Source organism: Rhodococcus sp. YH1 (assembly GCF_009939605.1).
In the GTDB taxonomy this organism is placed as follows: Bacteria; Actinomycetota; Actinomycetes; order Mycobacteriales; family Mycobacteriaceae; genus Rhodococcus; species Rhodococcus aetherivorans.
The window spans coordinates 1-11,466 of sequence record NZ_WVTE01000069.1; the positions used below are offsets into that span (position 1 = coordinate 1).

The window sequence follows — 11,466 nt, forward strand, 5'->3', positions numbered from 1 at the left end:
CGGAGGGGCAGTGGTGACGGAGGGGCAGTGGTGACGGAGGGGCAGTGGTGACGGAGGGGCAGTGGTGACGGAGGGGCAGCGGCTCTTCGCCCGTTACGCCCATGCGCCGAACGCACTGGGCTACTGCGGCCCGGCAGGGGCGGCGGCCCTCGAGGCCGCCGCGTGCGGGCACGGCGACGGCGCGGCGGTCGTGGCCGCCGCCCGGCGGTTCACCGGAGCATGGCCCTACCAGGAGCTGATCGCGGCCCTGGCCGGCCGGACCGACCCCCTCGACGCAGAGGTGGTGCGCGCCTACTGGACCGGCAACGCCCTGACGGACCGGATCGATCCGGTGGAGTTCGGGACCCGGCTGCTCGAGCGGCTGGGCACGCAGGCGGGGCACTACTGGACCCACCTGACACCCGAACTGCTTGCCGAGGCGGCCCCGACGCACGCGTTCCACGTGCTGGGGGTGTACCCGTGGTCGCGACTGCTGACCACCGGGATGCCCCAGCCGGTCCAGGTTCTCGATTCCTGCAGGATCCGCTGGGGCACCGTCGTCGACGTCGGACCCGACACGGCGACGGTGCGCAGCCGCCGGCTCGAGTTCGACGGTGCCCGCCTGCGTCTCGGCGCGGAACGCGCCGAGATGGTACGGCGCCGCACCGGTGCGGGTGTGTTCGTGCCGGGACTGCGGCTCGGCGAACATGTTGCGCTGCACTGGGATTTCCTGTGCGACCGGCTCGAGGAGGAGGAGGTGGGCCGGCTGGAGGCCGCGACGGTGCGGCAGCTCGACCGCACCAACGGCCGGCTCGCCGCGGGGTGACGGCGCTCAGCGCGGGTCGGTCTCCGGCAGGGTGAATCCCCACGGCAGTTCCAGCCGGTTCGCGGCGAGCAGGTCGGCGTCGGCGAGCAGGGCGGTGATCGGACCGTCCGCGACGAGTCGTCCGTCGCTCACGATCACGGCCCGGCTGCACACCTGCGCGGCGTACGGCAGGTCGTGGGTGACCAGCAACAGGGTGGCGTCGATGCCGAGGAGGACCTCGGCCAGTTCCCGGCGGGCGACGGGATCGAGGTCGGTGGATGGCTCGTCCAGGACCAGAACGTCGGGCCGGCACGCCAGCACGGTGGCGAGGGCGACCCGTCGACGCTGACCCGCGGACAGATGCGCGGTGTTGCGGCCGGCGTGCTCGGTCATGCCGACCGCCTCGAGGGCCTCGCGGACCCGGGCGTCGAGTTCGGTTGCGGGAACGCCGAAGTTGGCGGGCCCGAACGCCACGTCCTGTGCGACGGTCGGCATGAACAACTGGTCGTCGGGATCCTGGAACACCAGTCCGACCCGTCGCCGGATCTCACGCAGGGTGTTCCGCGCGACCGGCAGCCCGCCGATCCGGACGGTCCCGGACGACGGCGCCAGTACGCCGTTCAGGTGCAGCATCAGGGTGGTCTTGCCGGCGCCGTTCGGGCCGAGGACCGCGACCCGCTCACCGGCGGTGACGGCGAGGTCGATGCCGTCGAGGGCGCAGTGCCCGTCGGGGTGGACGTGCCGTACCCCCGTCAGCAGCACGGCCGGCTCCGCGGTCATGCCGTCACCCAGGCGGCGGCGCAGACGGCACCGGCGACGGCGGCCGGCAGCAGGCCCGCAGCCCAGGCCATCGCGGTGGCGGGAGGACCGAAGGCCGGGACGGCACCGGTGAATCCGCGGGAGAGCATGGCCAGATGCACCCGCTCACCGCGCTCGTAGGCGCGGACGAACAGCCCCCCGATTCCCCGGGCCGTCGCTCCGATGCGGTGGAGGGTGCGTGGGTCGTCGCCGCGGGAGATCCGGGCACGGTGCATTCGGTTCGCCTCGGCGGCAAGCAGTTCGAGATAGCGCAGCATGAGCAACGCCACCGTCGTGAGCAGTGCCGGAACCCGGAGGCGGGCCAGGCCGGCGGGCAGGTCCTGGGCCGGGGTGGTGGCCGCGAGGACGAGGGAGACGAGCACCCCGAGGGTGCCCTTGACGAGGATGCCCCACGCCGCGTACAGGCCCGGAACCGACAGGGAGAACCCCAGGACGTCGACCCGGTCGCCGGCCTCGGCGAACGGGAGCAGGACGGCGAGCGCGACGAACGGAGCCTCGATCGACATGCGCGGCGCCAGCCAGGCGCAGCGGATCCCGGCGAGTGCGCAGATCGCCGCGACGACCGCGAAATGGAGGGCGAAGGCCCACATCGCCTCGCGCGGAGTGGCGACCACGACGAAGACGAATGCCGTTGCGGCGACGATCTTCACCTCGGTGGGCAGGCGGTGCACAGCAGTCGTCGCGCGTGCAGGCCCGCCCCGCAGCGCGGTGGTCACGGCCGCGCTCCCGGAGTCCTGTTCCCGGATGCGCCCCGTCGACGGACGAGGAGACGGAACAGCGCGGCGGCCACCGCCGAGGTCGCGGCGACGCCGAGAACCCCGGCCACGCCGGTGGATCCGGTGTGGCCGCCGACCGTGTAACCGGCCAGCGGACCCGCGTCCCACGGATGATCGGTGGCCTCACCCGCAAGGCACTCCCCGGTGACCGTGGCGCTACCGTCGACTTCGACCACGGCACACCCCCGCGCGGTCGCGGCCTCGAGGCCGTCGGGGCTCGAATCGGCAAGGTACGACAGCATCCCCGCGCACAGGAACGCCGCCACCGCGAACAGGATCAGGAGACGCCGGCGCGTCATGCCGGTGCCCGGGTCGGCGGCCGCAGCGGGCGGAGCAGATGGACGATGTCGGGCCGCGCCCGTGCCACCGCGACGACGGTGACGGCGGTGACGAGTCCCTCACCGGCGCCGATGAGAACGTGGGTGCCGAGCAGGAACGCAGCGACGGTGCCGGCGGACCCGGCGGTGCCGCCGACCGCGTACTCGACCAGGAACCCGGTCGCCGCGGCGACCGTCGCGACCAGCGCTGCGGCAAAAGAGATCACGCCGAGGGCCGGTCCGCACGGGTACCGGCGCAGCAGCGGACGCAGCGCCACGGCCGTGCCGTACCCGGCGAGCACGCCGAGCAGGGCCATGTTGGTGACGTTGGCGCCGAGGGCGGTGAGACCGCCGTCGGCGAAGAGCAGTGACTGCACGACCAGCACGACCGTCAGGCACAGGGCGGCGGTCGCGGGACCGACCAGGACGGCGGCGAGCGCGCCGCCGAGTACGTGCCCGCTCACCCCCGGCAGGACCGGAAAGTTGATCATCTGCAGGGCGAAGACGAACGCCGCGACGAGGCCGGCCAGGGGAGCGGTGCGCTCGTCGAGCTCGGAGCGGGCCCTGCGGAGCGCCACCGCGAGGCCGAGCGCGGCGACGACGAAGAACGCCAGCGAGGTCCGCGCGTCGAGCAGACCGTCGCTCATGTGCATGGCTACGACGTCCATCGGAAGAACCTCCGAGGCGTGAGGATGCGTCGACGCGATTCTAGCTGCCCACCTGAACAACTGAACAGTCTTTCGGCCGTCGGGCCGGTTCGTCCCGTTCCGCCGGGACCTTCGTGCGGCGCGGTCCGCAGTGGGGCGTCCTGCCGTCTCCCCGGCGAGATCGACTGTCGACAAACGCGGCGCCGCGTGCTCGGATGGAGTGAGGGGGTCCATTCGTCGGAATGCTCGAATCCCCGAGGAGAAGCGATGAACGACGGAACCGGAAGGCAAGAGGAGCCGCAGTCGGAGCGGGGTGCCCCCGGCTCGCGCGACATGGGTTCCACCGGCCCCGGAGGAGGGCCCGCGGACCGCCCCGCCGGCGCGTTCGAGGACGACGAGATGATCTCCGCCGACCCCGGCGACGCGGGGTCGCACCGACCCGGGCACACCACGACGGTCGGGGATGCGGACGCGGTCGTCCCGCCCTACGAGGGGCGGACGGAGCGCGGGGATGTCCGTCCCGCGCCGGACGACAGGGGAGAGGCGAGCACCGGGGGTGCCGGACGGCCGGTGGCCGACGAGACCCGCAAGTCGGCGGAGCCCTCCGAGACCCCGGGTGGCGCCACGACGTCGCCGACCGAGGAGCGGCCCGCCGGGTGAGCCGACACGACCCGAGGTGACGACGAGGGGCCGGCCCCGCCCACCGGGCGAGGGTGCACCGCGCCGAGGACGCGCGCTGTTCGGGCGGACCAGCGCGCCCGGTGCGCCGGGGCGGCGTCAGACGAACGTGCGCGCCAGCACGATCGCCAGCGCGATCAGCAGTGCGACCTTGACGATCTCGAGCGCCACATAGGCGTAGTGCACCTTCGAGCGGGGTGCGTCCTCCCCCGCGAGGATGCGGTTCGAGCGGCGCGTCAGCGGCGGGCGGATCACCGCCACCTGGACCGCCAGCACGGCCACCGTCACGAGGAGCAGGATCCACCCGGTCGTGCCGGGCGACGAGACCAGGCACGCCCCGATCAGCACGAGGGCGAGGACCCCCTCCACCGTGTTGAGCGCCCGGAACACCAGGCGACCGATACCGAGTCCGAGGGGGATGGTGATTCCCGGCGCCCGGAACTTCAGGGGTGCTTCGAGGAAGGAGATGGCGAGCACCATCCCGAGCCAGAGCATCGGCACGAACAGTTCCACGTAGCGTGCGAGAGTTTCCATCACCCGTCCTCGACTGCTGTGAGCGGCACCTGATCGCCGATCCTAGTGGCGCCTGCGGCGACGGGGACGCCGGCCGTCCTTCGTCACGGCGAGAAGGGTGAGGACGAGGGCCGTCGCTGCGAGAGCGACGACGAAGACGACCACGTGGGCCGCACCCGCGCTGCGGTCACTACAGTCCTGACCGTCCTCGGATCACTCGTTGCGCAGAGGGGGAGCGGGAATTCCGGCCACGGACGTGTGTGAACGATCGACCCGTGGCGGCCCGTTCTTGCTCGGCGGCCGAGACCGAGGAATGCTGCTGACAACTCGCGCTCGACAACGTTCACCGAAAGGATCGGTCATGCCGCGCATCGGTACCGCCGCCCGGGATCTCTACCGCCGGGAGATGGCCGCGTCGAAAACTGCCGGCGACCCGCAGCAACGGTGGCGCCACCTCGAACGGGCGCACATCCTGTCCCAGCCGGATCCGTGGTTGCACACCTGCAATCACGTCGCGATGCTCGCCCTGGCGCTGCGCTGCCGTGACCGCCGCGAGGCCCTCGGGCAGGTCGTGCGGATCGTCGTCGCTGCTCCCGGTTCGATGACCGGCCGGTATCCCGAAGGCAACACCGGACGGGTCGCCGCCGGCCTGACGACCCCGATGCCGGTTCCGGCCGATCTGGCCCGGGCGCTGTCGGCGTAGTCGCCCACCCCCGGGTTCGGAGGAGCGGACCCCGCTCACGACCGGCTCCTACAGGTGCACGGTCCCGCGGATGCACGTCGTGCTGTGTCCGCCGATCCACACCTCGTCGCCCGACGAGTGCACGGTCACGATGCCGCGGCGGCCGACGCGCGTCCCCTGGCTCGCTCGGTAGTCGGCCGGCGCGATGCCGGCGCCGATCAGCCACTGGGCCAGGCCGGCGTTGAGGCTTCCCGTCACCGGGTCCTCCTTGACGCCGACGGGCGCGGCGAAGGCGCGGACCTCGAACTGCTGCGGCGATCCCGGCGGGTAGGGGCCGACGACACCGAGCATCAGGTCGCGCATGTGCTGGTCGTCGGGTTCGAGGTCGAGCACGTCCTGCGCGGACTCGAGCAGGACCGCAGCCCAGCCGGGCCCGTTGTCGACCCAGTTGTGGGCCACGATCCGCTCGCGCGCGATCTCGAGGCCACGGGCGATGCGGGCCAGGTGGTCCTCGTCGAGGTCGCCGCGACGGACCAGCTCGGGGGCGCGGAACGCTGCCGACTCGTCGGTGTGGCGCAGTTCGACGAGTCCGGCTCCGCATTCCTGGACGAGAAGGCCCGGGGTTTTCGGCACGCCGCCGGCCTCGAGCCACGCGTGCGCCGAGCCGAGCGTGGGATGGCCGGCGAACGGGATCTCCGCGCCGGGGGTGAAGATGCGCAGCCGGTAGTCGGCCTCGGGGGTCGTCGGGGGAAGAACGAACGTGGTCTCGGACAGGTTCGTCCACGCCGCGAACTGCGCCATCGCCTCGTCGGGGATGCCGTCGCCGTCGAGGACGACCGCGACCGGGTTTCCCCGGTACGGCTCGGCGGCGAACACGTCGACCTGCGCGAAGTTCCGGGAACGTGGCTGCACCATCGGCTGTGTCTCCTTCGTCGGTTCCGTCCCGACGATTGTGGTCGCGGCGCCGGCGGGGCGCATCTGAATACGCCGGCGACCCTGCGACGGGCTCAGTGCGGACCATCCGTTCCGCGACGCTCGCCCGCATCGGTCCGAACCACCTCGAGGCCGGCATCGATCACGTGCCGATGCGGCGCTGAACGACTGCGGCGCTGAACGACGAAGGGCGCGCAGGGAAGTCCCTGCGCGCCCTTCACGGTTCGAGGATTCAGTGCTCGTACGTGCTCAGGTCGCGGTCCTTGCTCTCCTTCGCCAGGAGGATGAACACCGCGCTCAGGACTGCCAGCCCGATCATGAACGCCGCGACCAGGCCGGTGCCGCCGCCGGCGGCCGCCTGCAGCGACGCGAGGATCACCGGCGTGAAGCCCGCGCCGAGCAGTGTCGCGCCCTGGTAGCCGAGCGAGGCGCCGGTGTACCGGGCCGCGGTGCCGAACTGCTCGGCGATGTACGCCGCCATCGGACCGTAGGTCGCGGACTGGCAGACGCCGAAGCCGAGCACGAACCCGAGCGTCACCAGGGCGACGTTGCCGGACGACAGCAGCGCCAGGATCGGCACGATCAGCACGACGAACGCGCCGAGACCGAAGAGCATCACCGGTCGTCGGCCGACGCGGTCGGAGAGGCGGGCGAATCCGAGCAGGGTGAAGATCGCGACGAACTGGCAGACGGCGAACGCCAGGAGCGCCTGCGATCGGGTCACCCCGGAATGGGACGCGTACCCGATGGCGAACGTGGTGAACATGGTCTGGATGCCGAAGCTGGCCATGCACCCCAGGGCGACGAGCAGCAGGTTCCGGGGACGGCGCAGGATGCTCAGGATCGGCGGGGTCCGCCTGTCGACCGCGGTGGCGTCCACCTCGACCTGCTTGGCCATCGCCTCCCGGAACAGCGGGCTCTCGGACACCCGGGCCCGGACGAACAGGCCGACGGCCAGCATCACCGCGGACAGCAGGAACGGGATGCGCCAGCCCCACGACAGGAAGTCGTCCTCGGGCAGCAGCGCCACCAGCGCCAGGGCGAGGGTGCCGAGCAGGGAACCGGTGGGTGCGCCGGCGTTGGTGAACGAGGCGGCGAAGCCGCGCCCCCGCCCGCCGACGTGTTCGAGGGACATGAGCGCCGCGCCGCCCCACTCACCGCCCACGGCGATGCCCTGGCACACGCGCAGCAGCACGAGAATGATTGCGGCCCAGGATCCGATCGCCGACGCCGGCGGGACGAGGCCGATGAGGAACGACGCGACGCCCATGACCGTCATGGAGATCAGCAGCATCGACTTGCGGCCGTACCTGTCGCCGAAGTGCCCGAAGACGACGCCGCCGAAAGGACGGGCCAGGTAGCCCGCGGCGAACGTGCCCATCGACGCGATGGTCCCGGCGAGCGGGGACAGGTCCGAGAAGAACACGGGTGCGAAGACGATCGCTGCCGCGGTCGCGTAGAGCAGAAAGTCGTAGAACTCGATGGTGCTGCCCAGATAGCTCGACAGCACGACGCGTCGAACTTCCTTCTTTCTCTGGGCCGCAGTGATGTCCGCGGATGCGGTGACGGTCATGGGAGCTCCTGCCGTGGCGGTCGGGTCAGTGGGCGTACTGCTCGCGCAACTTGTCCTTGCGGATCTTTCCGGTGGCGTTGCGGGGGATCTCGTCGAGAACGAGAAGGGATTTGGGGATCTTGTACCTCGCGAGGCGCTCGCCGAGGAAGGCGAACAGCTCGTCCTCGGTGAGGGTGGCTCCGTCGGCGAGGGTGACGGCGGCCCGGCCCACCTCACCCCACTTCTCGTCGGGCACACCGAAGACGGCGCAGCCGAGGACGCCGGGCAGGTCGAGGATGGCGGCCTCCACCTCGGCGGGGTAGATGTTCTCGCCACCCGAGATGATCATGTCCTTGAGCCGGTCGACGATCGTGACGAAGCCGTCCTCGTCGGGAACCCCCACGTCGCCGGATCGGAACCAGCCGTCGCCGGTGAAGGCTTCGGCGGTGGCGTCGGGTCGATTCCAGTACCGCCGCATCACGTTCGGGCCGGAGATCTGGATCTCGCCGCGGTCGCCGGGGGCGACCTCGGTGCCGTCCGGGTCGACGACGCGCACGTCGGTGAAGAAGTGCGGGGCGCCCGCGGTGCCGAGCTTGCGCTCGGCGTCCTTGGGCGTGAGGATCAGCGCGCCCGGGCCGGTCTCGGTCAATCCGTATCCCTGGCAGAGGCGGACGCCACGGGCGGTGTAGGTCTGCAGGGTCCGTGGCGGTACCGGTGCGGCCGCGACGATCCAGCGACGGATCGAGCTCAGGTCGGTGCGGTTCCAGTTCGGGTGGGTGCTCATCGCGTCGAGCATCGTGGGCACCCCGAACGAGTACGTGACCCTCTTGGTTTCGATCAGGTGCAGGATGCGGCCGGGCTCGAAGCCCTCCTCGACGATCACGGTGCCGCCCTTGAGCAGGGTCGGCAGGGCGACGAAGTTCAAGGCGGCGGTATGGAAGAGCGGTGCGGCGACCAGGGCCACCTCGTCGGAGAGGAAGTCGAGATCGACGATCGGATTCATCACCGCGAACACCACGTTGCCGTGGGTGAGGACGACGCCCTTGGGCCGGCCGGTGGTGCCGGAGGTGTACATGATGAAGCACGGGTCGTCGTGCGTGACCGGGACGTCGAGACGGTCGGCGGGGGCGGTCGCGATGATCTCCTCGTAGCCGACGGCCCGGCCGTCGGGTGCCCCGTCGAGGACCACGCGCCGGGCGGTGCCGGCCGCGGTGGCGGCCGCGTCGGCGACGTCCGCGAGGGCGGCGGAATGGATCAGCACGGCGCTGCCGGAGTCGGCCAGGCAGTACTCCACCTCGGGGGTGGTCAGCCGGGCGTTGAGCGGCACGAACACGGCCCCGAGCAGGCCGGCGGCGAACAGCACCTCGAGGTAGGCGGGGTGGTTCGCGGACAGCAGCGCGACCCGGTCTCCGGGGCCGATACCCCGGGCGCGCAGGGCGTGGGCGAGCCGGGTGACCCGCTCGTCGAGTTCGCGGTAGGTGACGGTGGTGCCGCGGAAGTCGAGCGCGACCGCGTCGGGGGCCTGCCGGGCGCGTCGGTGCGGCCAGGTTCCGGTACCTTGATTGAGCACGGGATCTCCTCGATGCCTTGGGATGCGGGATGGTCTGTGGCCGAAGCGACTACGTCCGGGTGAGCCGGCGACCGACGATCTCCTTCATGATTTCCGTGGTGCCGCCGTAGAGGGTCCCGGCCCGGGAGTCCAGATAGTCACGGGCGACGTCGTACTCCTTCATGAACCCGTAGCCGCCGTGCAGCTGCACGGCCCGGTGCACCACCTTCAGATGCAGTTCGGTGACCCACCACTTGGCCATCGCCGCCGTCACCTCGTCGAGCCGGCCGTGGGCGGCGTCGAGGATGCAACGGTCCACGAACACCTGCGCGATCTCGATTTCGGTGGCCAGTTCGGCGAGGTAGAAGCGGTTGGCCTGGAAGTCGGCGATGCGCTGCCCGAACGCTGTGCGGTCGGTGGCGTAGCGCAGCGCCGTCTCGAACGTGCGGGTCATCAGGGCCATGGAGGTCACCGCGATGCTGAGCCGCTCCTGCGGCAGGTTGTGCCGCAGATAGCCGAAGCCCCGGTTCTCCTCGCCGAGCAGGTTGGCGCGGGGCACGCGGACGTCGTCGAACACCAGCTCGGCGGTGTCCTGCGCGGACAGGCCCACCTTGTCGAGCGGGCCGTTCTTCGTGAACCCGGGCATGCCGTCCTCGACGACGAGCAGGCTCACCCCGTTCTTCCCGGCGGCGGGATCGGTCTTCGCGACGACGATGATCGTGTCGGCGAGCAGGCCGTTGGAGATGAAGATCTTGCTGCCGTTCAGCACGAAGTGGTCGCCGTCGGGAATCGCGGTGGTGGCGACGGCGGCGAGGTCGCTGCCGGCGCCGGGTTCGGTCATCGCGATCGCGCCGATCGCCTCACCGGCGACCATGGGGGCGAGCCAGCGATGGTTCTGCTCCTCGGTGCCGAGGGCCGTGAAGTACGGGGCGACCAGGTCGTTGAATCCCGACAAGCCCATGGTGACGGCCTGGGCGCCGACGCGGGCGAGTTCCTCGATGAGCACGGCGCCGAACCGGAAATCGTCGATGCCCCCGCCGCCGAACCGTTCCGGCACGGCGACACCGAGCAGGCCGAGCTTGCCGGCCTGCCGGTACAGCTCGCGGTCGACGCGGCCCGCCGCGGCCCACTGCTCGAGGTGGGGGGCGACCTCGCGCTCGGCGAAGCGTCGCGCGGTTTCGCGGAACGCGGCGTGGTCGGGTTCGTAGATGGTGCGTTCGAGCGACACGGCACTCATGGAGACGGCGGTCCTCCTTCTGCGACCTCGTGGTTTGTCGCGCAGATCACAGTAGACCAATAATGATTGAAATAGTCAACGGTTGAATTCCATCTGCTTTCCGGGTGGGCGGTGCCCTCAGCTGGGGATATGTGTCTCGGCTAAAAACTTGCAAGCAGTCTGGACTGTTTGTTGTTTTGCTGTTACCGTCCGTTCTTGTGACTCGAACCACATCCACGGGCACGGGGCGCACGCAGGCCGAGCGCACCGCCGTGACCCGGGCGAAACTCCTCGACGCGGCCGTCGGCTCGCTCGTCGAACTCGGCTACGCGCGCACCACCACCCAGGTCATCGCCAAACGGGCCGGGGTATCCCGGGGTGCGCAGCTGCATCACTTCCCGACCAAGGAATCGCTCGTCGTCGCCGCGGTCGAGCACCTCGTCGACAAGCGCCTCACGGAGATCCTCGAGGCCAGCCCGGACCCCGAGCGTGGCCTCGACGTCCTCACCGACGCGTTCCGCGGACCGTTGTTCCACGCCGCGCTCGAGCTGTGGGTGGCCGCCCGGACCGATCCCACCCTGCACGAGGCGGTGATCCCCCTCGAGCGCAAGGTCTCCGACGCGCTGCGGGTCGGCTGCCTCGAGATCATGGGGGACCGGATGGGCCCCGACGGAATCGACCTGAGCATCGAGCTGGCTCGCGGCCTCGCCGTCGCCGCCCTGATGCGTACTCCCGAATCGGATCGTGAGATCCGGGAGCGGCTGCTCCCGGTCTGGAAGGAACTGGTGATGAAGTGAGCATCGTGACCCTCCCGCCGCACGTCCACACGCTCGTCGTGGGGGCCGGCTTCGGGGGCATCGGCATGGCGGCCACGCTGCTGCGTGAGCACCCGCGCGCCGACGTCCTCGTGATCGAGCGGGGCGACGACGTCGGCGGCACCTGGCGGGTGAACACCTACCCGGGCGCGGCCTGCGACGTGCCGAGCGCGCTGTACTCGTTC

General features: G+C 71.1%; 14 protein-coding genes. 5 read left to right on the forward strand and 9 right to left on the reverse strand.

Annotated elements, in window-relative coordinates; all coding sequences use genetic code 11:
* Nucleotides 1-64 precede the first annotated feature (64 nt).
* Nucleotides 65-805 (forward strand): DUF6390 family protein, encoded by a 741-nt coding sequence (locus AIIKEEIJ_RS07210; protein ID WP_161995303.1) that lies wholly within the window; start codon nucleotides 65-67, stop codon nucleotides 803-805.
* Nucleotides 806-811: 6 nt separating this feature from the next.
* Here the strand turns inward: AIIKEEIJ_RS07210 and AIIKEEIJ_RS07215 are convergent, their stop codons facing one another.
* Genes AIIKEEIJ_RS07215 through AIIKEEIJ_RS07230 form a run of 4 tightly spaced genes read right to left on the reverse strand, consistent with a single transcriptional unit; the run spans nucleotide 812 to nucleotide 3,364 of the window.
* Nucleotides 812-1,564, reverse strand: coding sequence for an energy-coupling factor ABC transporter ATP-binding protein (locus AIIKEEIJ_RS07215; protein ID WP_029547190.1), 753 nt, complete (start codon nucleotides 1,562-1,564; stop codon nucleotides 812-814).
* Nucleotides 1,561-2,319, reverse strand: coding sequence for a cobalt ECF transporter T component CbiQ (gene cbiQ / locus AIIKEEIJ_RS07220; RefSeq protein WP_161995304.1), 759 nt, complete (start codon nucleotides 2,317-2,319; stop codon nucleotides 1,561-1,563). The genes AIIKEEIJ_RS07215 and cbiQ overlap by 4 nt, the downstream gene beginning before the upstream one ends.
* Entirely contained in the window at nucleotides 2,316-2,678 is a 363-nt protein-coding gene (locus AIIKEEIJ_RS07225; RefSeq protein ID WP_006945654.1) for a PDGLE domain-containing protein, read from the reverse strand. Before AIIKEEIJ_RS07225 ends, cbiQ begins: the two co-directional genes overlap by 4 nt.
* Nucleotides 2,675-3,364, reverse strand: coding sequence for an energy-coupling factor ABC transporter permease (locus AIIKEEIJ_RS07230; protein WP_050034501.1), 690 nt, complete (start codon nucleotides 3,362-3,364; stop codon nucleotides 2,675-2,677). Before AIIKEEIJ_RS07230 ends, AIIKEEIJ_RS07225 begins: the two co-directional genes overlap by 4 nt.
* Before the next feature lie 246 nt (nucleotides 3,365-3,610).
* On the opposite strand from AIIKEEIJ_RS07230, the gene AIIKEEIJ_RS07235 reads away from it, so the two are divergent.
* A complete protein-coding gene (locus AIIKEEIJ_RS07235; protein ID WP_072634157.1) occupies nucleotides 3,611-4,003 on the forward strand; it encodes a hypothetical protein in 393 nt (130 codons plus the stop codon).
* A 117-nt stretch (nucleotides 4,004-4,120) separates the two neighbouring features.
* Here AIIKEEIJ_RS07235 and AIIKEEIJ_RS07240 read toward each other — a convergent pair whose 3' ends face one another.
* The gene (locus AIIKEEIJ_RS07240; RefSeq protein WP_161995305.1) at nucleotides 4,121-4,555 is read right to left on the reverse strand and encodes a hypothetical protein; all 435 of its coding nucleotides are present in this window, start codon (nucleotides 4,553-4,555) and stop codon (nucleotides 4,121-4,123) included.
* Nucleotides 4,556-4,895: 340 nt separating this feature from the next.
* Here AIIKEEIJ_RS07240 and AIIKEEIJ_RS07245 point away from each other — a divergent pair, with 340 nt between their 5' ends.
* Entirely contained in the window at nucleotides 4,896-5,237 is a 342-nt protein-coding gene (locus AIIKEEIJ_RS07245; RefSeq protein ID WP_072634159.1) for a DUF3703 domain-containing protein, read from the forward strand.
* Between the two features lie 48 nt (nucleotides 5,238-5,285).
* Here the strand turns inward: AIIKEEIJ_RS07245 and AIIKEEIJ_RS07250 are convergent, their stop codons facing one another.
* The 4 genes from AIIKEEIJ_RS07250 to AIIKEEIJ_RS07265 all read right to left on the reverse strand — a co-directional run bounded on the left by AIIKEEIJ_RS07250 (nucleotide 5,286) and on the right by AIIKEEIJ_RS07265 (nucleotide 10,487).
* Nucleotides 5,286-6,131: a PhzF family phenazine biosynthesis isomerase gene (locus tag AIIKEEIJ_RS07250; RefSeq protein ID WP_161995306.1), complete on the reverse strand. Its 846-nt coding sequence runs from the start codon at nucleotides 6,129-6,131 to the stop codon at nucleotides 5,286-5,288.
* Between the two features lie 250 nt (nucleotides 6,132-6,381).
* The gene (locus AIIKEEIJ_RS07255; protein WP_161995307.1) at nucleotides 6,382-7,722 is read right to left on the reverse strand and encodes an MFS transporter; all 1,341 of its coding nucleotides are present in this window, start codon (nucleotides 7,720-7,722) and stop codon (nucleotides 6,382-6,384) included.
* A gap of 25 nt (nucleotides 7,723-7,747) precedes the next feature.
* The gene (locus AIIKEEIJ_RS07260) at nucleotides 7,748-9,271 is read right to left on the reverse strand and encodes a long-chain-fatty-acid--CoA ligase (RefSeq protein ID WP_161995308.1); all 1,524 of its coding nucleotides are present in this window, start codon (nucleotides 9,269-9,271) and stop codon (nucleotides 7,748-7,750) included.
* A 49-nt stretch (nucleotides 9,272-9,320) separates the two neighbouring features.
* A complete protein-coding gene (locus AIIKEEIJ_RS07265; RefSeq protein ID WP_029547195.1) occupies nucleotides 9,321-10,487 on the reverse strand; it encodes an acyl-CoA dehydrogenase family protein in 1,167 nt (388 codons plus the stop codon).
* Between the two features lie 197 nt (nucleotides 10,488-10,684).
* Between AIIKEEIJ_RS07265 and AIIKEEIJ_RS07270 the strand changes: the two genes are divergently transcribed.
* Together AIIKEEIJ_RS07270 and AIIKEEIJ_RS32905 are read left to right on the forward strand one after the other, a co-directional pair.
* A complete protein-coding gene (locus AIIKEEIJ_RS07270; protein ID WP_161995309.1) occupies nucleotides 10,685-11,263 on the forward strand; it encodes a TetR family transcriptional regulator in 579 nt (192 codons plus the stop codon).
* The coding region (locus tag AIIKEEIJ_RS32905; protein WP_161995310.1) for an NAD(P)-binding protein at nucleotides 11,260-11,466 on the forward strand (207 nt) is incomplete at its 3' end. The genes AIIKEEIJ_RS07270 and AIIKEEIJ_RS32905, both read left to right, overlap by 4 nt.

What these genes read in the sequence shown, in the direction of transcription:
- AIIKEEIJ_RS07215 (WP_029547190.1), bottom strand. Translation starts at nt 1,564, where the DNA reads ATGACCGCGGAGCCGGCCGTGCTGCTGACGGGGGTACGGCACGTCCAC.
- AIIKEEIJ_RS07235 (WP_072634157.1), top strand. Translation starts at nt 3,611, where the DNA reads ATGAACGACGGAACCGGAAGGCAAGAGGAGCCGCAGTCGGAGCGGGGT.
- AIIKEEIJ_RS07240 (WP_161995305.1), bottom strand. Translation starts at nt 4,555, where the DNA reads ATGGAAACTCTCGCACGCTACGTGGAACTGTTCGTGCCGATGCTCTGG.
- AIIKEEIJ_RS07230 (WP_050034501.1), bottom strand. Translation starts at nt 3,364, where the DNA reads ATGGACGTCGTAGCCATGCACATGAGCGACGGTCTGCTCGACGCGCGG.
- AIIKEEIJ_RS07250 (WP_161995306.1), bottom strand. Translation starts at nt 6,131, where the DNA reads ATGGTGCAGCCACGTTCCCGGAACTTCGCGCAGGTCGACGTGTTCGCC.
- AIIKEEIJ_RS07265 (WP_029547195.1), bottom strand. Translation starts at nt 10,487, where the DNA reads ATGAGTGCCGTGTCGCTCGAACGCACCATCTACGAACCCGACCACGCC.
- AIIKEEIJ_RS07225 (WP_006945654.1), bottom strand. Translation starts at nt 2,678, where the DNA reads ATGACGCGCCGGCGTCTCCTGATCCTGTTCGCGGTGGCGGCGTTCCTG.
- AIIKEEIJ_RS07245 (WP_072634159.1), top strand. Translation starts at nt 4,896, where the DNA reads ATGCCGCGCATCGGTACCGCCGCCCGGGATCTCTACCGCCGGGAGATG.
- AIIKEEIJ_RS07255 (WP_161995307.1), bottom strand. Translation starts at nt 7,722, where the DNA reads ATGACCGTCACCGCATCCGCGGACATCACTGCGGCCCAGAGAAAGAAG.